The following is a 23,484-nucleotide window of genomic DNA, read 5'->3' as shown; positions in this document are numbered from 1 at the left end:
GAAATCTCCCGTTCGTGAAGATCAGGTCACTGGCATGTTTCGGGGATGTTAACGGCGCTTCTCCCGGGGTCCGGCCGGGTAGCCGCCGCGCCTGCTGGCGATGATGATGACCAGCGCTATCGCTGTCGGAACCGCCGCGGCCAGGGGCACCAGCTGGGCGCCCACCGTGGTGAGGGCGAACGCGCCATAGACAGCCCCGACGGCGATCCCCAGTTGGATGGTCACCACGGTGAGGCCGTTGGCAGCGTCCTTGTGCTCGCCGCCGGCCCGGAGAATCGCTGCCTGGTTGTAGATACCCACCGCGCCGAACGCGATACCCCACAGCGTCATCAGCCCGAACGCCCCCACCCAGGTGCCGCCCAGTGCCGGCAGCAGGGCGAACGCAAGAGTCAGGAGTCCGACGGCGGCAATCACCGAGGCACGTGGACGGGAGTCGGCGGTCATGCCGGCAATCCAAATCCCCACCAGGCTGGCGATTCCCACCACGGACAGGGAGATGCTGGTGGCCGATTCCGGCAGCCCGGATGCCAGCAGGAAGGGCGCCACGTAGGTGAACAGGGTGAAGTGGGCCAGGAGCAGGAGGGGCCAGGCGATGGCCACGGCGATGACGCCCGGCAGTTTCATGGCAGCACGCAGGGACGGAGCCTTCTGGCTGGCGTTGTCGTGAGCGCCGGGAAGGAGCCAGAAGGCCAACACGGCCAACAGCACGCCCACGCCCGCGAGAACCAGGAAGGAAGCGCGCCAGGTCATCAGTGAACCCATGAGTGTACCGATGGGAGCCCCCACTGCAAGTGCGATGCTGTTGCCGCTGAACACCACGGCCATGGATTTACCCACGGAGTGTGCCGGAACGATTCGTGCCACATAGGGTGCCATGCTGGACCACAGCATTCCGTGCGCGATGCCGCCGAGTAGCCTGGCCCCGATCGCCCACCCCAGCTCGGGGCTCAACGCCAGCAGGACATTGCTGAGCGCAAAAGCCAGCACGGTGGCGATCAGCAGCGTCTTGCGGGGAACCCTGCCGGCCAGGAACCGGGATAGGGGGAGCGCCGTGAAGACGATGATCGCCGCATACACGGCGGTCAGCGAACCAACTGCCGACTCGTCGACACCGAGGTCGCGGCTGATTTGCGGAAGCAAGCCGGAAGGAAGAAGCTCGGTGGTTACCGCAGTGAACCCGGCCGCTGCCAGCACAAGCAGTCCGCCCCAGGGGATCTTCCTGGGCTGCTGCCTTTCAGCGGGTGACGCCGTGGGCGATGGTGTTTCGACGACCGAAGGGTCCTGCGTCAAAGATTGCTCCTCAGGGATGGGTCAAGCTCGGGGTGCTGTTTCATGGGGGTCCGTACAACGGTATGCAGCCACGGCGGTGTGAGGGAGTCCCTGTCAGACACCCCCTTGCAGCAACACACTTTGTCTCCCGGCCATTCCTCACGCAGACTTGGCCTGTGAAGCCCTTCCTATTGCTGGCTACCCGCGCCGAAGACGCCGCAGCAGATGACGAGTACCAGGCTTACCTACGCTACTGCGGACTGAAACCGGACGAATTGATCCGGATCCGGCTGGAATCCGGGCCTTTGCCGCCTCTTGAACTGTCGGACTACTCCGGGGTGATCGTGGGTGGAAGTCCCTACACCTCAAGCGATCCTGTGGAGGAGAAGAGCGCAGACCAGGTCCGGGTTGAGACGGAACTCTCATCCCTCCTGGACAGGATCGTGGCGGAAGACTTCCCCTTCCTGGGTGCCTGTTACGGTGTCGGCACGCTGGGAGTGCACCAGGGCGCAGTCATCGACCGGCGCTTCGGAGAGCCGGTGGGAGCTACGGAGATCACCCTGACGACGGAAGGGGACAGGGACCCGCTGCTGCAGGGTGTCCCGCACCGGTTCGAGGCCTTCGTCGGCCACAAGGAAGCGTGCAGTCAGCTGCCCCGAAACGCAGTATTGCTGGCCAGCTCGGAGGCTTGCCCCGTGCACATGTTCCGCATCAAGAACAACCTCTACGCAACCCAGTTCCACCCCGAGCTGGACGCCGACGGACTCATCACGCGGATCAACATCTACAAGAACGCCGGATATTTCCCGCCCCACGAAGCCGATGAACTCATCGAGACAGCCCGGAAATCGTCCGTGACAGAGCCCATGCGCGTGCTCAGGAATTTCACGGAGCGCTACGCCCGGTAGCCCCTCCCGTTGTGAGGCCCGCTTTGCGCGCTATGCGTTGGGAATGCCACGCAGAGCGGGCCCCGCAACGCGACGTCCGACATCGGAAGCCCCCTGTGGACGTCAACGTCACCTGTGGCGCGGCTACCGTTGCGGCGCTGCCGGACTGGTGCTGGGCTGCTGGGCGGGTGGGGGAGCAGGCGCCACAAAGGGGCCGCTTGGGTAGAGCGCCGTGGCTTCCATCATGTAGTTCGCCCATTGCGGGCCGGCGATCATGTAGCCGTCCAAGGATTTGTAGAACTTGCCGTTGATGGTGACGTTCTGGCCCGCCCGCTGTTGTCCCGCCGTCGTGTCCCCAAAGAACGACGCCGTGGCGAGCGCCGTCGTGTACCCGGCCACCCAGGTGGCGCCGTTGTTGTTGGACGTTCCGGTCTTGGCGGCTACCGGGACCCTGCTTTGGACCTTGGGTTCGATGTAGACGCCGGATCCCATCTTGAGCACATCCTGGAGTACGGTATTTACGCCCCGTGCCACAGCCGGCTTGACGGCTTCACGGCATTCCGGCGTCTGTGCTTCGTATTCCCTGCCCTGGGCGTCGCTGATCTCCGTGATGGCGATGGGCTTGCAGTAGGTGCCGTCATTGGCGAAGGTGGCGTAGGCGCTCGCCAACACAAGAGGCGCGACGCCGATGGAACCCAGGAGATTGCCGATCTGGTGCATGTTGATTGGGGCATTGTCCAGCCCGCTGTGCAGGCCAACAGTGTCCACCATCCGCTGGATTCCGCAGAAGTCCAGCTGTGCCGCCGTGGCGAAAGTGGCCGTATTGATGGAGTTGTAGAGGCCGTAGTTGATGGGCATGGGGCGGTAGTAGCCAGGGTCGTTGTTCTGCAGGTCGTCATCCGCGCCAAGGTTTTGTGCCTTCTGTGCCGTACTGTAGCCGCCCAGCACCTTGCCGCAACTGGAACGCCAAGGGAAGCCCACGGGGTATACCCGCCGTGATGCGTCCACCACGGCGGTGGGGTTCTTGCCTTCGTTGAGCCACTCCGCATAGATGAAGGGCTTCATGGTGGAACCGGGCTGGAAACCTCCGGCACCGTTCAGGTCGTAGCCGTTCTCGTCTTTTGCATCCACGTTGAAGTTCAGCTGGGTGTCGAACTTCCCCTCTTGTGGAACGAACACCGTGTTCTGGGCCATCGCCAGGACCTTACCGGTACCGGGCTGCACGGTGGTCATGGCAGCACCCCATTTGTCCGGGTTATCACCGGCGGATGCGTCCACCTGTTGCTGGGCGATGGCCTGGAGCCTGCTGTCCAGTGTGGTGGTGATGGTGAGGCCGCCGCGATACAGGAGCCGTTCACGATCCTGCACCGTGTCACCGTAGGCCTCGTTGTTAAGGATGAGGTGCGAGATGTAATCGCAGAAATACGTGGCAATGGCAGCACCGGCACATCCTTGAAGGGATGGAGTGATGTTCAATTCCACCGGTGTTGCCACAGCCACGCCATGGTCCACGGGGGTGATCTTCCCCTGTTCGAGCATCCGGTCCAATACCAGGTTGCGCCTGGCCAGTGCTGCCGCCGGGTCGACCGTGGGGTCGTAGATGCTGGGACCATTCACCAGGCCTGCCAACAGCGCCGCCTGGGGCAGTGTCAGCTCCGCGGCGGAGGTGCTGAAGAAGTAGCGGGACGCAGCCTCGATGCCGTAAGCATTCCTGTTGAAGAACACGATGTTCAGGTATCCCTCAAGGATCTGGTCCTTGCTGAAGCGTTTCTCCAGTTCCAAGGCGAGCTTGATCTCGCGCAGCTTGTCCCCCACTGTTTTCTCGCCGCTGAGTACTACGTCCTCGGGGCGGCCCTGTGAAAGCCGGGACTCGTTAAGCACGTTGGTGACGTACTGCTGCGTCAGCGTGGAGGCCCCCTGCTTGGTTCCTTTGGTCAGGTTGGAGGTCAGCGCCCGCATGATTCCGTGCGCATCCACACCCGGATGCTCGTAGAAACGGCTGTCTTCGATGGCTACGATTGCTTCGCGGATGAACGGCGACATGTCCTCGAGAGGAACCTTGACCCTGTTCTCGGCGAAAAACGTGGCGATGAGTTGGCCGTCAGCGGTGACCACCTTGCTGGAAAGGGAAGGTGACTCCACGTCGAGCTGGCTGGGAAGACTCTCGTAGAAACCTATGGACCCACCCACGGTTGTGCTGGTGAGGGCAACCACCGGGACCACGAAGCCGGAGATCAACACCCCGCAGAGCAGGCTCACGAAGAAGAACCCGAAGATCCTTAACAGGACCTTGCCCAGACCCAGTGGTCCTCTGTTGTTCCGCGCCATTTTCGTGCCAATCCGTAGGGATGCCAGGCTGAAAAGTAGCTACAGAATACGTCCGGAACGTCAGTTGTTCCATGGCTCAGGTACCCAATAAAGGTCCCAAATCGGACTCAATCCAGCGGCAGTGTCACCCGGACACTGGTGCCCCGCCCAACCGCGGAGTCGATGTCGACTGTCCCGCCGGCGTCGTGAACGGCGATCGACATCAACAGCAATCCAAAACCATGCCTGCGGCCGCTGGGCGCAGCGTGGATCTCGAAGCCGTCGCCGTCGTCCGTGATGGTGAGCTGGATGCCATGGTAGACAGCGTTGAGGCGGATGGTGAGTTCACTGGCGTTGGCGTAGTTCAACGTGTTGCTGAACGCTTCCTGCGCCACGTGGTACAGGAGCCCTGCGGCGGAGGATGAGATCTCGATGCCGTGGTGGGGAGTATGCCAGTGGACCGTGACACCGGCGCGGCGAAGCGGCGCGGCAAGGCGGTCGATGCACCCTGCGACACCCAACGCGTAGAAATCCACGGGGTTCTGGTCCTGGATGATGCCCTTCACGGCCACCACCTCGTCGACTGCTGCTGACTGTTCCACTGGTTCCCCCACATCGTTGTGCTTCATACCGGAAATTCGTTGTCGGAATGCCTTTGTATTGGTATTCCGGCTGATTCCAGCGTGGCGCCGCTACATCAAGGAACCTTTTCGATTGGCTCAAGTTCGCATCAAGTTTGCGGGCGAGGCTTGCGGCGGGGACGCGCCTCGTGCAGTCACAACCTGACGGCGGCCCTTGCGGACCGCCGTCAGGTTGTGACTGGCGTGTGGTCAGCTGTCCTTCGGCAGCAAGGTGAGCAACAGCCGGCAGGCGCTGGGCACCGGCTGGATGATGGCGACGGAGGTGGACTCGGCAAGTCGCCGGGCGGTGGCACTGAGTGGGCCACCGGCGATGATCACAGCGTCCGCACCATCCATTTCCGATGCCGCAGACACAGCATGGGCCAGTTCCCGGTACTGTCTTTCGGGGTCGGCCGCCAGGACCAGGGGCTCGGACTCCGTCAAGCGAACACCGGCAAAGGACCCTTGGAACCCGTGGGCTGCTACCAGTTTGCCCAGTGCCTCCACCAGCAACGGTGTGCTCGTTGCCATGGCGAAACGGCGAAGGTGCCCGTCGGGGTGGTGGGCGGCGGCATGGAGGGAACCCTGCCCGATCCCGACCACGGGAATCTCCAGCTCCCGGTCCAGTTGCTCACGCCCGGGATCGCCGATTGCCGCCACGATCACTGCGGCGACCCTGCCGCCGTCGGGTCCTGAAAGGTAGCCGTGGGCTGCGTCCCTGACGTGTTCCGCTGACTCGGCCAGACTCTTCGGGTCCACGATCATGGAGGGGCCGGCGGCTGCGGTGATTCCGGTGACCCGGAGGCCGTGTGACGCGAGAGCCTCCGCGGCGAGGTCCACCATCATGGCGGTGGTGTTGCTGTTGGTGTTCGGATTGATCAGCAGGACTGTTTTGTCCCTCGGTGCGTGACTGTCAGTGCCCATAGATGGCAGACTCCTCGTCCTCGTTCGGTTCGGCGTCTTCTTCCAGGGGCTTGCCGAAGGTTTCCGGTGGGAACTGGACCACGACGGCCAGGACAATGAACAACACTGCCAGTGTGGTGAACATCCCCGGCAGTCCGGCCGAATCGAAGACAGCCCCTGAAATGAGCGGGAACAAGCCGCCGGAAAGGGAACCCGCGGCCAGGATGATGGACGTTCCGAACCCGCGGGTGCGGGTGGGGTAGAGCTCCGGAGCGAACAGCCAAATAGTGGTGTTCAGGATGATCACGGAGAAGTTGAAGAGCACCCCGAAGATCACAATGAGCACGATGTCGCTGGCCAGGAAAGCCATGGACAGCCCGGACAGGCAGCCCAGGATCGCAGCCGATGTCAGGACCCTTTTTCGGGGCAGCCGGCTGGCGAGGTATGCGGCAGTGCAGGCGCCCAGCAAGGAACCTGATTGCATGATCAGCGTGAACCACAGGCTGGTGTTCACGGCGTAACCCCGGGACACCAGGATGGTTGGCATGAGCGTCAGCATGGAGATCTGGGCGGCGTAGGACATGCAGACGGCGACGCACAGCAGGACCGTACGCTTGAGGAGCTTGCCGCGGAGTGCGTCCTTCCAATGTCCGGACGTCTTCACCACCACGGGGTCGGGGACTGCGGTGATATAGGTTTCGGGATCGGTGACGGGGCCGGAGAGCTTGTTGCGTGCCAGCCGGGTGATGACCAGGTTCGCTTCGTCGATCTTTCCTTGCGAGGCCAGGAAGCGGGGCGTTTCCGGAACGTAGCGACGGAAGAACATCACCAGCAGTGCGGGGATGAACAGAAGGCCGAAGACCCAGCGCCACTTGTCCGGGCCGTCGAAGAGGGTGAAGACGAGGATGCCGAAGGCCGGTGCCAGCATGTTGCCTAAGCCTGCAGCGGTGACGTTGATCAGGCCAACCGCCGTGCCACGGTGTTTGGCAGCGAAGAACTCCGCCATCATGATCACGGCTACCGCGATTTCGCCGCCCAATCCGAAGCCGACGATGAAGCGTCCGACCGCCAGGATGGGATAGTTGGGGGCCACAGCGCAGAGCAACGAGCCTCCGGCGAAGATGATGAGGTTGATAACCAGCATGTGGCGCCGGCCGTATTTGTCGACGATCAGGCCCGTCGCCAGCCGTCCGAGTGCGGTTGCCGTAAACGTCATTGTGTTCAGCAAGCCGATTTCGGTGGCGCCCAATCCCCAGGACTGGCGAAGGATGGGGCCGGTGATGCCTACGGCATTTTGTTCAAGGGCGTCGAAGAAGACACCCAGCAGGATCATGAAGACGATCTGGCGGTGCGCGCCGGTCACCCCGATCCGCTGATACGCGCCTTCGATTTGTTGTGCCAGGGATCCGGTCCGCGGTGTTGCAGCCTCCTGGGCGAGGTCTTTTTCCACAGTGCGCTCCTTACTGAGCTCTGAAGGGGTTCCGTCATACGGAATGCGAATATCGCATGAGGGAATGTGATGGAGATTACACTTTGGGATACCAGAAGGCCATAGCTGCTGTGTAAACAAAATGTGACCGGATCCTCAGCGCGGGCTTTGATGTGTGGACCATTGACCCCCGTTGGATGACCCGCACATCAAATTCATCCAAAAAGGGTTGATTTAGGGACCTCCAGTGGTCGAAAGAGAGCAGTAAGGCTCACTCCGGACGCTACTCAGGCTCACCAAGGGGCTGTCCTGATCCGAGGACCGATCACAGCGTTGTATGCCATCGCGGACCAGTAGCCCGACTCAGTGCGTCCCGTTTTCTGCTGGATCATTCGCTTGTTCCCTCTGAAGATCCCCGGATTACCGGGGACCGCGTCGGGGCGATGACGAATGATCCAGCAGAATTGCACCTGCCACGAAGCTCAGCGGCGGCCGCCACCACCGCCGCCGGGACCTTGCGCCTGGGTGTACTGGCCCGCGGTCACGGTGCCCTGTTGCTTGGCGCCGTCGATGGATCCCGTCGTGAGGCCGGCTGTGGCATCGGCGGTGCCGCCCGTGTACACCGTGTACGTGGCACCGTCGGCGATCGCGGAAGAGGAGAACACCAGGGATGCGATGGTCTTGGTGGTCACGAACGTCGCCACCACGGCTCCCGACGAGTCGACGATGTGAACCGGGGTGCCCGCAGATACGGAGGAACTGAACGTGATCTGCACGCCGGACTGTGTGGAGGAGGTCCCGGGGGTTACGGCCATCCCGGCGCTTCCCGCAGCAGCCACGGTGCCTCCGGAAACGGCAAGCTCGCCGTTGACATCAAGTGCTCCGTTGCCGTCGTTGGTGGGCCCGTTGACCATGACGGTCCCGCCGGAAATGCTGGCGTTTCCGTTCGAGTCCAAACCGTCACCCTGCGCATTGATGGTCAGTGTCCCGCCGGAGACGTCAACGCTGTAATCGCCGACGGTCTCGCCGCCGCCCATCCCGCCACCCATGCCGCCGCCGTCGGCAGTGCTGGAGGAGGCTCCGCCCGAGGCGTTCACGCCGTCATCGTTGGAAGTGACTGTCACGTCCCCGCCGGAGATGGCGATGTGCTGCGCCTCCAGCCCTTCTTCGGACTTGGCTACGTTCACTGTGCCGCCGGAAACAGTCAAGGTGTTGAACGCCTTCACGCCGTCATCTCCCGCGGTCACGGAGAGGGAACCACCGCTGACCAGCAGCCAGCCCCGCCCCTCGTCCGTCTCGTTGTCGGCCTTCACCCCGTCGCCGCCCGCGGTCACCTGGTAGGCGCCGTCCAGGAGCACGGTGTAGTCCTTCCCCCGGATGCCGTCGTCTGCTGCCTCGACGGTGACTTTGCCCGATGCCAGGACCAGGCCGTCCTTGGAGACGATGCCGTCGTTGTACTTTCCGGTGACCTTCAGGGAACCGGGCCCGGCAATAGTCAGGTCCGCCATGGAGAAGAGGGCCGCGTTGGGTGCGTCGTCGCCTTGGTCCGCGTAGCTTGCGGCATCCGTTACGGTGTTGGTGCTGCCGTCCTCCAGGTACAGGATCGCTTCATCGGCGCTTTGCACCACGAGCGGGGAACCGCTGGAGTTACCAAGCTGCACCCCGTCCAGGATGATCCTCACCGTGTCTGAATCGCCCGCGGCCACCATGATCTTTCCGTCAGTCAGCGAGCCGCTGAGGCGGTAGGTTCCGGCGGCACTGATGGTGACGGTATTGCCGTCCACCGCCACGCCGGTGGAGGACGACGACGTCACTTTGCTGCCGCCGTCGGCCAGGCTGATTGCCACCTCCGTTGAGGCGTCCCAGCTGAGGTCGTCGCCGTCGTAGTGGGTGTCTTCTTCGATGGTGGCGGCGGTGACTGCCTGCTGGGTGGTGGTTGTTGTGGCCGTGCCGGAGGTGCCTGAGGACGTGGAACCGGTGGTTGCGGCGGAGCAGCCGGCCAGGGAGATCGCCAGCGCGACGGCGGCAATGGACAGGGAGGTGCGGAATGAGCGCATGGTTGATTCCTTAGCTTTGGGGGAGTTGGTTGAGGGGGCGCAGCGGCATCCTGCGCCGAAGGGTTTGATTCCACCGGTTTGCGGGCAGTTCCGGGTGGAGTGCGGCCATGCCGGTGGCGAACTTGGAGATGCGGCACGGCCGGACGCCGTTGGCCCAGAGGTGCCGGTCCAAGGGGCCCGGGGCGGAGCCGGACTTGGTCTCCACCACCACCGCGTCGTCCAGGACCCAGGGCTGCCCGTCCGGCCGCTGCCAGGTGACGTCGGAATCGATGGTGGCGCGGCTTCCCGACTCAGGCAGGAACAGCGTGGTGCGGTTGTACTGCGTGGACAGGACAGGGGACAAGGGGCCGAACGTGACGTCCCCGATGGCCGCGGAAAGGGTCTCGTTGACATAGAGAAGGCCTTCGTCAGTCAGCCGGTCGCGGTCGCTAAGTTCGTACGGGATGCGTTCCTTGACGGTGGCTTCACGTGCTCCTTCGGTCTTGACTTCAAGGAAGCTGACGGCGCTGTCCACGTAGGTCCGGGTGCGGATCTTGAAGCGCCGGCGCCGCCCGTGGGCTGCCAGCATGTAGCTGTCCAGTGCCGGGGTGTCGAAGTACACGGAGTCGTAGGCGAAGGTCCGGGCCTCGTCCATTTCCAGGACACGGGCGTGGGTGGTGAAAGTGGAGAGGACGCGTCGGGCTGCTGCCGAGGGAACCAGGTACTTGCGGTCAACACGGGTCAGCAGCGCGGCTTCAGCAGTGAGTTCTTCAAGCCCGACGGCGGGAAGCCGGCCCAGGTGGGGCATGACCCCTGGAGCTTCGGGCCGGCTCATGCGACACCCGCAGAGGTGGGCATGGACGGCTGGGGCGACGGCTGGGCAGGCAGTTCCTGCGGCGCCTCTGTCAGCGCGCCCGCTGGATGGTTGACGGTGAGCCGGGCGGGGCGGACCGCGTAGCGGACATCCACGATCGTCTTGTCATTCACCAGGTCCAGCTCCTGGATGGTGGCCGAGTGGACGGTACCGTTGAGGACTTCTTCCAGCCGGACGTAGAGTTCGGCTTCGTCGTTGATGGCCCGGTCCAGCACCACCGTCTGGTGGCGGTAGGAGGGCAGGACCTTCGGGTTGTCACCAATGAACATCACCAGCAGGACCAACGACATGAGGGACAACGTCAACCACAGAGGCTCGACGCCGATGCCCGAGATCAGGCCCAGCGCCAGTGCCGAGAAGTAGTAGGCAACCTCGTGCTGGGCAAGTTCGGTGGAGCGGAGCCGGATGATCGAGAGCACACCGAACAGCCCCAGGCCCAAACCGACGCCGGCAGCAGAACCGGACAGTGCGGTGGCGACTGCGAGGACTCCCACGTTCATGCCGAGGTAGGACACCACCAGGTCACGGCGCCTGTGGCGGCGGAGGTACAGGGCCAGCGTGAGGATGGAAATGGCAGCGAGGTCTGCCGCTATGAGGATGAGGGTGTTCATCGGTTACTCCGGAATCTCTGGGGGAATTGATGTCCACTTTTCAGGGCCACGCTGTGCTGGAACTGTGCCGGGACCAAGGGTGGGGTATGCGTTTCCTTCTGCGCGGCACGGCCTTTGCGGGTGAACAGGAAACGGTGCTGCACTACGAAACTGATGCCCAGCAGCGCGGCCTCCGTGAGGATCTTTGCGGGCAGGTCCGGGACGGAAACGGACGTCAGCGCCAGGATCGAGGCGTAGTTGGCCGCCAGCAACACCAGCACCAAGGCCACATAGCCGGCCGCGGCCACCCGCAGTGGCCGGTCTTTGCCGTGCTCGAACACCAGGCGCCGGTTGACCAGGAAGTTCACTGTGGCGCTGACCAGCCGGGCACCTAGCACGGCAATGAGCAGGGAATCAGTGACGCCGATGAGCACCAGGAACATCACCATGTCCACCACGAAAGCGGAAAGGGACGAGCCCAGGAACTTCAGCAGGGGGGCGTAGATCCTGATCGAGTCTGCGACAGGCCGGAAGTGCGAGCCTGCGTTGTCGTTCAGATACACGGTGGCGATCCCCACGCTGCTGATGCCGTAGCCCGCATGCTTCGCTTCGAGCAGCAGGTTCAGTTCGTACTCGTACCGCTGTCCGCGGACCGTCAGCAACCAAGGGAGCATGTCCGCTTTGTAGCCCCGCAGGCCCGTCTGGGTGTCCGTGATCCGCTGGCCCGTCGCTAGCCTGAACAGGCCGCGGGTCACGGTGTTGCCGAACCGGCTCCGGGCCGGGACATTCCCGGTGAAGTTCCGGGAGCCCAGGACCATGGCCGCGGTGACGTGCCGGACCCGGTCGGCGACGGCCAGGATATCCGCCACGCCATGCTGCCCATCGCTGTCGGCGCACACCACGTCATGTCCCGGAAAACGCTCAGCGATGAAGGCGAAGCCGCTCTTGAGGGCGTGACCTTTCCCGCCGTTCACGGCGTAACCAAGCACATGGCACCCAAGCTGGGCGGCGGCGTCGAACGTGTCCTTGTACTCGGGGCCGGAACCGTCGTCCACCACCACGATGCTGATCCACGGCTCTGCTTCCTGGAGGTTTCGGACAAGGGTGATGAGCTGGTGGTCCGGCTCGTAGGCCGGTATCAGGATGATCATGACCGGGCGATGTAGAGGATGTCCGAGGTGCCGCGCTCTTTGTTCTCGCCGAGCGGGTTGTTCACCAGGGATCCGTTGAAGTACATGGTGGAGGAGCCGCCGCCGTCGATGTTGTACGCGGTGGTGGCGCCCAGGTCCTTCATGATCTGCGCCAGGCCCGTCATGGTGACGCCGGCGGAGTAGCCGGGGCTGCGCCCATCCACCACCACGAACACCAGATGGTTCTGGTCGATGACGCCCACCGCCGTGCGCGGCTGTTCGCCCTGGATGGAGTGGTTACCGAAATTTGTATCAACTTCCACGTCCTCGATGCCCGAGGCAATCTCGCCGTTGTCCAGCAGCGACGGGCCAAACGAGAGGGTGTTCCAAACGCCATCCGCGATGAGTTGGTCAGCGGTGGTGGTGGTCTCGTCGTACACCTTGACGGTGCCGTCCTTGTAGAAGGCCAGGCCCTGCCGTGCGCCCTTATCCCGATACACCACACCGTTGCGGATCACGATGCCGGTGTCCCGGAAACCGTAGTAGTCGCCGTTGACGGCGAAGATCGCGTTGTGGTCCTGGGCGATCGCGGAGGTGTTTTCAGTGATGTTGCCGCCGTACGTGTCCTCCGCGAATGCCGACTTCAGCGTGGTGGCCGCATCAAGCACGACGTCGGCAACGTAGTAGGTGACGGTGTCGTCGCCGCTGCCGGTAGTTACCTTGCTGATGCTGATACCGGTGTCACCCGAGGTGTAGCCAGTATCAGTGACCACAGCGCTCGCGGAGGAATCAGCGGCGCTGCTGTCCGTCGTCGTGGTTTCGGTGGTGCCGGCCTGGCTGGCTTCGTATTCCGAGACGTTGGTGATTTCGGCGTGCGGAATGACGAAGCGGTCCAGGGCCCAGGCTGTTGCACCCCCGGCAGAGAGAGTGACCGCCAGGACGGCGGAGACGATCGCTCGCCGTGTCCGGCGGCCTTTGCGGTTTTCGGTCTGTGGAGGAGTCATGCCTCATTTCTACGGAGGCAGGCTACGCCTGAGGTTTGCCTCGCATATGCGGCGGCTGTGAAGGTCTCCCCGTGGCTGTGAAAGTCAGCGCCCGTCGGCTTCCAACGCTGCCTGTTCTATGCGCCGGCGGTGTGCGGCCAGTTCTTCTGCGGTCCGTTGAGGGATGTTGGGATCATTCGCGCGCTGGCCGGCTTGGCCGTCGATGAGTTCCCGGATGATGTCCGCATGGCCTGCGTGGCGGGCCGTTTCGACGCACATGTGGACCAGGATCTGGTGCAGGGTGACGTTCTTTTTCTCTTCGGACCACCACGGCACTACGCCCGGCGCGTCCAGGGGGAGGGACTCGATGGTTTCGTCGCTGTGTTTGGCGGAGAAGTGGTGCAACTCGATGATCTCTTCGCGGCTCTGGGTGGCAGGCACCCACATGTCGGCGTCGGGTTCGGCGGTGGCCTCGTACCAGGGGAGTTCCCGTCCGTTCGGTCGCCCGAACGTTTCGCCGAAGTATCCCAGCTCCACACCGGCAACGTGTTTCACAAGGCCCAGCAGGTTGGTTCCGGTGGGGGTCATGGGCCTGCGGACATCGTATTCGCCGAGGCCGTCCAGTTTGTCCAGCAGGTCCTGCCGGCGGGTACGGAGATAGTTGAGCAACGTTGCTTTGTCATCCATGGTGAGCACTCTACCGAAGGGGTGCTGCAGCGAGATCGCCGCGAACCCGGGGCAGTCCGCGACAGTCGGGACGAAGCTCTCTTCATCAGTACCATTCTGGTACCATTGATGCATGGCCATGAACCTGCGCGTACCTGAAGACCTGGATCGACGGCTGGAGAAGTTGGCCGCCGAGGAACACACATCCAAGTCCGCGCTCCTGCTACAGGGGGCAGAGCTGGTTCTGCAGCGCCATGCGCGCCGACGCGAAATCAGCGAGGGCCTTGATTTCGTCATGAGTCATGATGCTGAGCTCCTGACGCGCCTTGAAGACGCGTGACAGCATACCTGGACATCGAGGATGCCCTTCAAGTCGTTGATCGGTACGGCTTCCATATCCGCGATGTCGGCCTGCTCGCCTCGGCTTTGGCCAGGCCGGCTACAACCGTCTTGGGCACAGATGCCTATCCCGACCTTGCACTGAAGGCGGCTGCGCTGTTGGAGTCCGTCGCCCGGTTCCACCCACTCATTGATGGCAACAAGCGAACCGCATGGACACTCATGGTGCTGCTGCTTTGGGTCAACGGATATCAGCATGACTTCACCACAGATAAGGGCTTCAAGCTTGTCGTCGGTGTCGCCAGCGGCACCATCGAACTGCGGGATTCTGCCGCCGAAATCTCCCAACACCTGGTGCCACGTTAGTCGTACCGGGAATCAGCCGCCCGTACAGTCTCCTAAGCGACGCTCCGTAGGCAAAGCAGTGCAGAAAGCCCAACTGTTCGCCGCAGCCGGGGCCCGGGAGGTCTCGACGGCGGTCCCGCACGTTTCCGGCGACGTGACGTGACCAGGTACTGCTTTATTCCTCTCTTCGGCATCGCGTTGACTTCAACCCAAGCCAGTGGCGGACCCGGCGAAGGACGCCGGACCCCGTCCCGCCACGAGTGTTAGGAGCAACTCCTTGTCACTTCAATTCCCCCGCAGGACCCTGCTCCAGGGTGCCGGCGCACTTTCCCTGGCGGCAGTGGTCAGCTCGATGTTCGCGCAGAACGCCTGGGCCGAGGCAGAACCGGGCGCCGCGGAGTTCGCAGCGCTGCGAAACCGTTGGGTGGACCAAATCACGGGCCGCAACGTCATCCAGGCCGGCGACCCCGATTTCGCCAAAGCCATCACCGCACTGAACAACAAAGCCGCAGACTCTCTGGCCAAGCTCAACACGTCGTCGGGCCGAACCTCGGTGTTCACGGACCTGTCCTTGGCCAAGGACGCAGAAATGGTCACCACCTACACCCGCCTGTCCCAACTGGCCACGGCCTGGGCCACCCCCACAGCGGCCGTGTTCGGGGACGCCGCGGTCCTTGCCGCCATCAAGGCCGGCCTGGCTGATGCCAACACCCTTTGCTACAACGACAGAAAGGAAGAGGTAGGAAACTGGTGGTCCTGGGAGATCGGCGTGCCCCGGGCACTCGCCGACGCCATGGTGCTCCTGCATGCCGAATTGTCGGCCGCGGAACGCACTGCCTACTGCGCGGCCATCGACCATTTCGTGCCCGACCCGTGGCTGCAGTTCCCGCCCAAGCGCGGCAAGATCACCTCCGTTGGCGCCAACCGCGTGGACCTGTGCCAGGGCATCATCATCCGTTCCCTGGCAGGAGAGGACCCGGCCAAACTCAACCATGCTGTGGCCGGACTCAGCCAGGTGTGGCAGTACGTCACCAGCGGAGACGGCATTTTCCGCGACGGCTCGTTCATCCAACACAGCACTACTCCGTACACCGGTTCCTACGGGGTTGTCCTGCTCACCGGGCTGTCCAAATTGTTCTCCTTGCTGGGAGGTACGGCGTTCGAGGTTTCCGACCCAACGCGCAGCATCTTCTTCGACGCCGTGGAGGGCTCGTTTGCGCCCGTCATGATCAACGGGGCCATGGCCGATGCCGTCCGCGGCAGGAGCATCAGCCGTGAGGCCAACACCGGCTATGACCTGGGGGCGTCGGCGATCGAGGCCATCCTGCTCCTGGCACGGGCCATGGATCCAGCGACGGCGGCCCGATGGCGGGGTTTGTGCGCTGGCTGGATTGCGCGCAATACCTATCGACCGATCCTCAACAGTGCGAGCGTGCCCAGGACGGCACTGGTCAAGGAGCTCCAAGCTACTGGTGTTGCCCCCGTGGCAGAAGCTACCGGCCACAAGCTCTTCCCCGCTATGGACCGCACCATGCACCGCGGACCCGGCTGGGCATTGTCGCTCGCCCTGTCCAGCAACCGCATTGCTTGGTACGAATGCGGCAACGGCGAGAACAACCGCGGCTATCACACTGGCTCCGGCATGACCTACTTCTACACGTCCGACCTCGGCCAGTACGACGACGCGTTCTGGGCCACGGCCAACTACAACCGCCTCCCCGGCATCACGGTGGACACAACCCCCTTGCCGGACAAGGTGGAGGGGGAGTGGGGCGCTGCCGTTCCCGCGAATGAGTGGAGCGGAGCCACCGCGCTGGGCGACGTGGCCGCCGTCGGACAGCATCTGGTGGGGCCGGGCCGCACGGGCCTGACCGCGCGGAAGTCCTGGTTTGTCAGCGGCGACGTCACCGTTTGCCTCGGCGCGGACATCAGCACTGCTTCGGGCGCCAGGGTGGAAACCATCGTCGACCACCGAAACCTCCACCAAGGCAGCAATACACTCACGACGGCGGCGGGCACCATCGCTGGAACGGCAGGCAACGTTGAGGTGCTGGGCGATGGGCGCTGGGTGCACCTGGAGGGATTCGGCGGGTACGCGATGCTCGATGATTCACCGCTCCACGTGTTGCGGGAAACCCGGTCCGGCAGCTGGTCCGGGGTCAACATCAACGGCAGCGCCACGGTGCAGCAGCGCAATTTCGCCACCCTCTACGTGGACCACGGGGTCCGGCCTGTCGCCGGCAGTTATGCGTATATTGTGGCGCCGGGAGCATCGGTGGACCTGACCCGGAAACTGTTGCAGGGAAACAAGTACAGCGTGATCCGCAACGATGCTACGGCCCAGTCCGTGGAGTTCATGACCGCGAAGACCACGGCCGCAACGTTCTGGAAGCCCGGAATGGCGGGGGATCTTGGCGCATCGGGTCCTGCCTGCGTGGTGTTCTCCAGGCATGGGAATGAGCTGAGCCTGGCCGTCAGTGAGCCGACGCAGAAGGCTGCCGGCCTCACGCTGACCTTGCCGGAGGGAACGTGGTCCAGCGTCCTGGAGGGCGCGGGCACCCTGGGGACGGACGCCGACGGGCGGAGCACCCTGACGCTTGACACCACTGGGCTCAGCGGCCAGACAAAGCTCATCAAGCTCCGCCGCTAGAGCCTCGTTGTGAGGCCCGCTCTGCGCGCCATTTAGCCCCCGGAGACCGCAGAGCGGGCCTCACAACGCTTCGCCCCGCAGGAGTCACGGACCACAATGCGTGGCCGCAACCGGATCTGGTAGAGCGGACAGGCGTCGCCTTCGGTGAGCCGACGCAGCAGGACATCGGCGGCCATGACGCCCAGCCTGTGCTTGGCCGGCGAAACCGCCGTGAGCGGTATCCGGGCGAGGTCAGCCATTTCGTCGTCATAGGAGACGAGGGCGAGGTCCTCGGGAACCCGAACCCCGTGCCTGGACGCGGCGCCTTCCAGCAGAGCGGCTTCCCGGTCTCCGAAGACCAACGCCGCCGTGGCACCACTGCCAGCCAGCAGCCCGAACATGTGCTCGGCCTGGTCGGCTTCCCACTCCGGCTTGGTTGCGCTGAACGCCATGTGCCCATCGTTCTCCAACCCCAACGCCGTGATGGCAGCCGTATACCCTGCGATGACCGCAGCCTGCGTGGGATTACTGCTGCGAGCGGCCTCGTTCGCGCGCGTGAGTAGCCCGATCTTTCGGTGACCCAAGCGGTGGAGGTGCATGACGGCGTCGTACGCTCCGCCTTGGTGATCCGAGCAGACGTGTTCCGTGCGGTCGCCGGGCCCCAGATCGTCCAGGCTCCGCTCCAGGAGGACAACCGGCACGGGAAGGGCCATGAGCTCGGCGACGCGCTGCTGGGGATCGGCCAAGCCGGTCAGCGTCGGCACCAGGATGAGGCCGTCCACTCCGGCATCCAGAAGGAACTGGATGCCGGCGTTCTCGCGCGTGAAGTCGTAGTGGTACGTGGACAATTGCAGGCTCGCGCCCCGGGCCGAGAGGTGTTCCTCGATCCCCTGGAGGACGCGCGGGTAGTACAGCTGCGTGTCCGGGAGCAGGACGCCGATGACGAACCTCGAGCGTTTCTGCGTGCGCTGGGGGGCAGCGACGAAGCTGCCGGCGCCCTGCCGCCTGACCACCAGCCCTTTGCCTACAAGGTCCTCGAAGGCCCTCCGCACCGTGGTCAGGGAAAGGCCGGTCTCTGCCGCGAGTTGCTGCTCGGTGGGGAGCTTGGTCCCCACGGCCCACGTCCCGGCGAGGATGTCCCTGCGGAGGTCGTCGCTCAAGTCCTGGAACTTCAAGTTGGCCTTTGCAGTGTCGCGAAGGGGTGCGCCACCGGAGTCCGGTTCCTGTTTCCTCTTTGGCATGATCCATCTCCAGCTGTGGACAGACGATTTCTCTCATCATGCACCACAATTTAGAGAGTATTTGAGGAGTAATTGTCAGATCCCCGGAGTATTTTCACGCCAACCGGGAATGCTCATTGATTCCTTGCCTTGAGGCTCAGTAGCAATGGGAGGGTGTCCAACAAGAAGCCAAACATCCTTTTCATCCTCAGCGACGACCAAGGCGCCTGGGCGCTGGGTTGCGCCGGAAACCCCGAAATCCACACGCCAAATCTGGACGGCCTCGCTGCCCGCGGCACGCGGCTGGAGAACTTCTTCTGCGCCTCACCGGTCTGCTCCCCGGCGCGCGCCAGCCTGATGACCGGGAACATCCCGTCGCGCCACGGCGTCCACGATTACCTGGCGGGCGTCGAAACCGGACCCCAGGCCATCGACTACCTGCAGGGGCAGCGGTTGTTCACGGATGACCTCGCCGATGCCGGCTACCGCCTGGGCCTGTCCGGCAAATGGCACCTTGGCGCCAACGATGCTCCCCGGAAGGGCTTCAGCCACTGGTTCGCCCTGGAAGGAGGCGGCAGCCCGTATGACCGCTCGGTCATGTACAGGTTCGACGGCGGCACCAGCCACCGGGAAACGGTCACCGAGTATTTGACGGACGCGATCACCGGGGATGCCCTGGACTTCATCAACGGTGCCTCGCAAGAGCCCGAACCCTTCTTCCTGGCCCTCAACTACACAGCTCCCCACAAGCCCTGGAAGGGGCAACATCCGCCGGAATTTGAGGATCTCTACAGCGACTGCGGATTTTCCAGCTGCCCGCAGGAAGCCATGCACCCGTGGACTCCCACCGTGGACGGGGTGCCGATCGGCGGCGAGGCGGACGTCCACGCTGCGCTGGTGGGGTACTTTGCCGCCGTCAGTGCCATGGACGCCGGGATCGGGACGGTCCTCAGCCGGCTGGAGGAACTCGGCATCCAAGACAACACCTTGGTGGTCTTCAGCAGCGACAACGGTTTCAATTGCGGCCACCACGGCATTTGGGGGAAGGGCAACGGGACGTTTCCGCAGAACGTCTACGATTCCTCCGTCAAAGTGCCGGCGATCTTCGCGCTCCCGGGCAGGATCCGGCAGGGCGCGGTAGTGACGGAACTGTTGTCCGCCTACGACGTGGCGGCCACCATCCTGGAGCTGGCGGGGGTAAACCACTGCCCCTTCGAAGACGGGCCGGGACAGTCTTTCGCGGAGCTTTTAGGCGGGCTGCCACCGGCGGCCGGGGACCGCGCCGTCGTGGTCTTTGACGAATACGGTCCCGTCCGGATGATCCGCAGCACCGACTGGAAGTACGTGCACCGCTATCCGCACGGTCCGCATGAACTCTACGATCTCCTGGCCGACCCGGACGAGCGAGTCAACCTCGTGGACCAGCCGGCGCACGCGGCACGGGTGTCCGCCATGCGTTCCCGGCTTCAGGAATGGTTCCAGCTGCACGCCGTCTCTGGCCTCGACGGGAGTTGGCTTCCCGTGGCCGGGGCGGGCCAGACTGCGTCCGTGCTGGATGATCCCCTGGGGGCATTCACCCCACCCAACTGGGATGGCACGGACGCAGCCGGAGGGTCGTCCTAACCGGCGTCCGTGAGGGCGAGTCCGGTACTGAGCTCCTGGGCACTGAGCTCTTGGGCACTGAGCTCCTGGGTACTGTCCAGGAGAACCACGGCCTGGCCGCTTCCAGCAGCCGCGTAGGAAGCCAGGACAACCTCCACGATGTGGCGGGCGTGCTCAACACTGACTTTGGGGACACCGCCGTCGAGCACTGTGATGAAATCCTGCAATTGCAGGAAGAAACCCTCCTGGATGTCCTCGGGCCGCGGTTCCCATACCGTGCGTGTCACGCCGTCGCGCCGGACCAAGGTTCCATGGTGGGGGCTGCAGGACAGGGTGCCGTACTCACACACGATCAGGACCTCGTCCAAGCGCTGCACGGCGTCGGACACCACGGAGATGCTGACATGCACCCCGTTCCTGAGGGTCAACGCAATGGCACCGTCGGTTTCCACGGGAACGCCGAAGCGCTTGAGGGTAGAGGCGCTCACGGACTCAACGGGTGCGCCACCGAACCAGATGGAGCGGTCAAGGCAATGGCCGCCGATGTTCATCAGTGCACCCCCGCCTGCCATGGCCTCGCTGAAGAACCAATCCGGCCGCGTTCCCGGACGGTAATCGGTGGTCCGGTAGTCGCGGATCATCAGGACCCGTCCGAGTTCGCCGCTTGCCAGTACGTCCTCGGCGGCCAGTTTCTCCGGAAGGAAATGCTGGATCTGCCCGATCACCAAGGACACCCCGGCCTTCCGGCACGCTTGAATCATGCGATCGCAGTCGGCCACGGTGGTGGCCATGGGCTTTTCCACCAGCACGTGCAATCCGTGGTCGGCTGCGGCCAGCACCATCTCCAGGTGCAGGGCGTGCGGGGTATTGATGATGACGGCGTTCAAGCCGGCCTCGCGGTACATGGCCAGGTAGTCCCCAAAGACGGAAGCCCCCCATGGCGATGCGACCCTCTCTGCGGCTTCAGGCCGCAGGTCGCAGACGGCGGCCAACTCCACGTTGCTGATCCGCGCTGCGGATGCTGCATGGAAATGTGCCACGGCGCCCGCGCCAATGATTCCAAGTCGTATCAATGTCCCTCTTTAGCTCGGAGCCGGAGCGCGGGCTCGTTCGATCGGAACGCCGCGCAGGTCTCCTCGATTGTTGGGCAGCCGGAAAAGAGGAATAAATGCCTAATTGGGTCCCACCGCCCACGGGCTGCCAGGCAGGTGGAGAAACTTTCCAAAATACTCATTGAATCCTGCTTTCCGAGGCTGTGAGAGTCGTCTCACTGAACCGCATCCGGCTGGTTCCCCCTCACTCGAAAGGTGATTCCCATGGGCAAAACAGCCCGTCATCTTCGCCCGCTGGCCGCCCTGTTGGGTGCAGCGCTTGCCTTGTCCACCACTGCCTGCGGCGGAGCCACCGATGCCTCCCCGGCCGCCGAAGCCGTGGATATTTCCGGGTCCATTTCCGGCCAGACCATCAACTATTGGTCGATGTGGAAGGACGGCGAACCTCAGCAAAAGGTCATCGCCACTGCCATCGCGGACTTCGAAAAAGAAACCGGCGCCAAAGTCAGCGTCCAATGGCAGGGACGCAGCAACACCGAAAAGCTCGTCCCTGCGCTGAACACCAACAACGTCCCGGACCTGGTGGACGGAACGCTCGCCAAGCTCGCTCCGGTGATCGGCGAAACCGGGCAGGCAAGCCCCCTGACGTCCGTCTACGCGTACGAGCTGGACGGGAAGACCGTCAGTTCAGTGATTCCGGAGAAGTTCACCAGCAACGGCGTCTTCAAGGGAGAGGACGGACAGCCTTGGATGGTGCCCTACAGCATCAGCTCGGACGGCATCTGGTTCGATGCTGCCAAGCACCCGGAGCTCAAAGCAAAGCCGCCAGCCACCTGGGATGAATTCATTGCAGTCCTGGACAAGCTGAAGGCCGGCGGAACAGCCCCCATTGCCGCCGACGGTGATATCGCAGGCTATAACTCCACCTGGTTCGTTACCTCGCTGCTCCGGCTCAAAGGCGCCGGCAGCTTCAAAGCCCTCGCAGAAGACAAATCAGGCGCAGGATGGGATGACCCTGCCGTCCTTGAAGCAGCACAAAAGGTGGAAACCCTGGTCAAGGGCGGATACCTCAACAGTGGCTACAACGCCAGCAAGTTCCCCGCCCAACAGCAGCTCTGGGCAAACGGTGACGCCGCCCTGATCCTCAACGGCTCGTGGACACCCACCGAAACCGGTTCATACGCCGCCCCGGGCTTCGAATACTCCTCGTTCCAGTTCCCGGCCATCGGCGACAAGCCGGCCAGCGCCCGCGTGGACTTCATCGGCTTCGCTGTTCCGGCAAAATCCAAGAACCAGGTTCCTGCCCAGCGGCTTGCGGCGTACCTGCTGGGCGCCAAGTACCAGGACGCCCTCGGAACGGACGCCAAGGTGCTGCCGGTGAGGCAGGACGCACCGGTGGATCCCGCCGTCGCAAGCGTCAAAGCCGCTATCGACGCCGCTCCGGCCACGCACCTGCAGAACGACGGCGTGACGTTCCCCGGCTACACAGAGAAAGTCTTCTTCCCCAGGGACGATGAACTGTTCCTTGGAAAGACCACAGCCGCAGAGTTCGTGGCCAAGATGAAGGAAGCCCAGATCCAGTACTGGAAGGACAACGGCTGATGTCCGTCGGCCTGAAAGAACCCCGCGCCGGTAAAGCGGCACTGCAGAATCCCGAGTCCCGGAAACCGGTGACCAGGAAGGCCTCAGCTCAGGGCCGCCAACCGGGAAGCTCCATCGATGTGCAGCGCAAGAAGCTGCTGGTTCCCTTCGTCGGGCCGGCGTTCGTCCTGTACACGGTCCTGTTCATCGTTCCCGCCCTTGGTGCAGTGTGGATCAGCCTCCACAAATGGGCCGGCTCCGGACCCATGAAATTCGTGGGCCTGGACAACTACGGCCGGATCTTCCGGGACCCGCTGTTCCTGTCATCGTTCGGCAACACCCTGCTGCTGCTGTTCGTGGTGGGAGCCGCAATCTTCATTCTCGCTTTCGCCATGACGCTCGTACTCCGGGACATGGCAGGGAAGAAGGTGGTCCGTAACGTCATCTTCTTCCCGCACCTCATCAACGCGCTCGTTTTCGGTGTCCTGGCCGGCTTCATCTTCAACCCCGGCGGAATGGTCAACAGCCTCCTTGCGCCCCTTGGAGTGACAGACCCGCCCAAGTGGCTGGCACAGGACAACATCTTCCCACTCATCATGGTCACCCTGGTCTGCACAACCACCGGTTACTTCACCACCATCCTGATGGCCGGCGTCGACCGTATTCCGCCCTACTACTACGAGGACTGTGCGCTGGCAGGAGCCTCCGCGTTCCAGCGGCTGCGGTACGTCATCCTCCCGCTGACCTGGGATGTCTTCGGCACTTGTGCCGTGCTGTGGACCATCTCGTCGGTGAAGATCTTCGAAATCGTGTGGGTATTCGGCGGTAGCTCCGGGGCAGGGGTGCCGCCCACCCAAAGCTGGACGGCAGCCGTCTACACCTACGTCAACGCCTTCTCCGGACAGTCAACGCCTGCCTATGGAGCAGCAACGGCTTCCGCCGTGTTGTCGCTGGCCCTGATCTCCGTCCTGGTTGTCCTGCTGCGCCGCGCCATGCGTCGCGACGCCGTCGAGTTCTAAAGG

General features: G+C 63.6%; 20 protein-coding genes. 7 read left to right on the top strand and 13 right to left on the bottom strand.

Annotated features, from left to right (window positions below; genetic code table 11):
- Positions 1–48: 48 nt before the first annotated feature.
- Complete coding sequence (locus ACNAOU_RS18400) at positions 49–1,290, bottom strand: MFS transporter (RefSeq protein WP_039242894.1); 1,242 nt, start codon at positions 1,288–1,290, stop codon at positions 49–51.
- A gap of 155 nt (positions 1,291–1,445) precedes the next feature.
- Here ACNAOU_RS18400 and ACNAOU_RS18395 point away from each other — a divergent pair, with 155 nt between their 5' ends.
- Positions 1,446–2,177 carry a glutamine amidotransferase gene (locus tag ACNAOU_RS18395; RefSeq protein ID WP_422757448.1) on the top strand — a complete coding sequence of 244 codons (732 nt, stop codon included), beginning with the start codon at positions 1,446–1,448 and terminating at the stop codon, positions 2,175–2,177.
- Between the two features lie 123 nt (positions 2,178–2,300).
- Here ACNAOU_RS18395 and ACNAOU_RS18390 read toward each other — a convergent pair whose 3' ends face one another.
- From ACNAOU_RS18390 to ACNAOU_RS18345, 10 genes are all read right to left on the bottom strand, one after another.
- Positions 2,301–4,484: a transglycosylase domain-containing protein gene (locus ACNAOU_RS18390; protein ID WP_064722695.1), complete on the bottom strand. Its 2,184-nt coding sequence runs from the start codon at positions 4,482–4,484 to the stop codon at positions 2,301–2,303.
- A 107-nt stretch (positions 4,485–4,591) separates the two neighbouring features.
- On the bottom strand, positions 4,592–5,092 hold the full coding sequence (locus tag ACNAOU_RS18385) for a sensor histidine kinase (RefSeq protein WP_018778828.1): 501 nt from the start codon (positions 5,090–5,092) through the stop codon (positions 4,592–4,594).
- Positions 5,093–5,293: 201 nt separating this feature from the next.
- On the bottom strand, positions 5,294–6,007 hold the full coding sequence (locus ACNAOU_RS18380; RefSeq protein ID WP_422757447.1) for an aspartate/glutamate racemase family protein: 714 nt from the start codon (positions 6,005–6,007) through the stop codon (positions 5,294–5,296).
- On the bottom strand, positions 5,997–7,436 hold the full coding sequence (locus ACNAOU_RS18375) for an MFS transporter (RefSeq protein WP_422757446.1): 1,440 nt from the start codon (positions 7,434–7,436) through the stop codon (positions 5,997–5,999). The genes ACNAOU_RS18380 and ACNAOU_RS18375 overlap by 11 nt, the downstream gene beginning before the upstream one ends.
- Positions 7,437–7,897: 461 nt before the next feature.
- Positions 7,898–9,472 (bottom strand): carbohydrate-binding domain-containing protein, encoded by a 1,575-nt coding sequence (locus ACNAOU_RS18370; RefSeq protein ID WP_422757445.1) that lies wholly within the window; start codon positions 9,470–9,472, stop codon positions 7,898–7,900.
- A 10-nt stretch (positions 9,473–9,482) separates the two neighbouring features.
- Positions 9,483–10,286 carry a polyphosphate polymerase domain-containing protein gene (locus ACNAOU_RS18365; protein WP_422757444.1) on the bottom strand — a complete coding sequence of 268 codons (804 nt, stop codon included), beginning with the start codon at positions 10,284–10,286 and terminating at the stop codon, positions 9,483–9,485.
- On the bottom strand, positions 10,283–10,936 hold the full coding sequence (locus ACNAOU_RS18360; RefSeq protein ID WP_055972406.1) for a DUF4956 domain-containing protein: 654 nt from the start codon (positions 10,934–10,936) through the stop codon (positions 10,283–10,285). The genes ACNAOU_RS18365 and ACNAOU_RS18360 overlap by 4 nt, the downstream gene beginning before the upstream one ends.
- Entirely contained in the window at positions 10,933–12,066 is a 1,134-nt protein-coding gene (locus ACNAOU_RS18355) for a GtrA family protein (protein WP_110505623.1), read from the bottom strand. The genes ACNAOU_RS18360 and ACNAOU_RS18355 overlap by 4 nt, the downstream gene beginning before the upstream one ends.
- Entirely contained in the window at positions 12,063–13,049 is a 987-nt protein-coding gene (locus ACNAOU_RS18350) for a phosphodiester glycosidase family protein (protein WP_422757443.1), read from the bottom strand. The genes ACNAOU_RS18355 and ACNAOU_RS18350 overlap by 4 nt, the downstream gene beginning before the upstream one ends.
- A gap of 84 nt (positions 13,050–13,133) precedes the next feature.
- A complete protein-coding gene (locus ACNAOU_RS18345) occupies positions 13,134–13,715 on the bottom strand; it encodes a DinB family protein (protein ID WP_039242981.1) in 582 nt (193 codons plus the stop codon).
- 112 nt (positions 13,716–13,827) lie between these two features.
- Here ACNAOU_RS18345 and ACNAOU_RS18340 point away from each other — a divergent pair, with 112 nt between their 5' ends.
- The 3 genes from ACNAOU_RS18340 to ACNAOU_RS18330 all read left to right on the top strand — a co-directional run bounded on the left by ACNAOU_RS18340 (position 13,828) and on the right by ACNAOU_RS18330 (position 17,028).
- Positions 13,828–14,034, top strand: coding sequence for a ribbon-helix-helix protein, CopG family (locus ACNAOU_RS18340; RefSeq protein ID WP_223941739.1), 207 nt, complete (start codon positions 13,828–13,830; stop codon positions 14,032–14,034).
- Positions 14,031–14,399, top strand: coding sequence for a type II toxin-antitoxin system death-on-curing family toxin (locus ACNAOU_RS18335; RefSeq protein WP_018778838.1), 369 nt, complete (start codon positions 14,031–14,033; stop codon positions 14,397–14,399). The genes ACNAOU_RS18340 and ACNAOU_RS18335 overlap by 4 nt, the downstream gene beginning before the upstream one ends.
- 256 nt (positions 14,400–14,655) lie before the next feature.
- Positions 14,656–17,028 carry a polysaccharide lyase 8 family protein gene (locus tag ACNAOU_RS18330; protein ID WP_422757441.1) on the top strand — a complete coding sequence of 791 codons (2,373 nt, stop codon included), beginning with the start codon at positions 14,656–14,658 and terminating at the stop codon, positions 17,026–17,028.
- 32 nt (positions 17,029–17,060) lie between these two features.
- Here ACNAOU_RS18330 and ACNAOU_RS18325 read toward each other — a convergent pair whose 3' ends face one another.
- A complete protein-coding gene (locus ACNAOU_RS18325) occupies positions 17,061–18,248 on the bottom strand; it encodes a substrate-binding domain-containing protein (RefSeq protein ID WP_055972395.1) in 1,188 nt (395 codons plus the stop codon).
- Positions 18,249–18,401: 153 nt separating this feature from the next.
- Here ACNAOU_RS18325 and ACNAOU_RS18320 point away from each other — a divergent pair, with 153 nt between their 5' ends.
- Positions 18,402–19,850 carry a sulfatase-like hydrolase/transferase gene (locus ACNAOU_RS18320; protein ID WP_422757439.1) on the top strand — a complete coding sequence of 483 codons (1,449 nt, stop codon included), beginning with the start codon at positions 18,402–18,404 and terminating at the stop codon, positions 19,848–19,850.
- On the opposite strand, the gene ACNAOU_RS18315 is transcribed toward ACNAOU_RS18320, so the two are convergent.
- Positions 19,847–20,902: a Gfo/Idh/MocA family protein gene (locus ACNAOU_RS18315; protein ID WP_422757438.1), complete on the bottom strand. Its 1,056-nt coding sequence runs from the start codon at positions 20,900–20,902 to the stop codon at positions 19,847–19,849. The genes ACNAOU_RS18320 and ACNAOU_RS18315 overlap by 4 nt on opposite strands.
- Before the next feature lie 243 nt (positions 20,903–21,145).
- Between ACNAOU_RS18315 and ACNAOU_RS18310 the strand changes: the two genes are divergently transcribed.
- Positions 21,146–22,483, top strand: a complete 1,338-nt coding sequence (locus ACNAOU_RS18310) for a sugar ABC transporter substrate-binding protein (RefSeq protein WP_064722781.1) — start codon at positions 21,146–21,148, stop codon at positions 22,481–22,483.
- Positions 22,483–23,481 carry a carbohydrate ABC transporter permease gene (locus ACNAOU_RS18305; RefSeq protein ID WP_018778844.1) on the top strand — a complete coding sequence of 333 codons (999 nt, stop codon included), beginning with the start codon at positions 22,483–22,485 and terminating at the stop codon, positions 23,479–23,481. Before ACNAOU_RS18310 ends, ACNAOU_RS18305 begins: the two co-directional genes overlap by 1 nt.
- Positions 23,482–23,484 lie beyond the last annotated feature (3 nt).

Source organism: Paenarthrobacter sp. C1 (assembly GCF_049315185.1).
Lineage (GTDB): Bacteria > Actinomycetota > Actinomycetes > Actinomycetales > Micrococcaceae > Arthrobacter > Arthrobacter nicotinovorans.
This window is presented reverse-complemented; position numbering and strand designations above follow the sequence as displayed.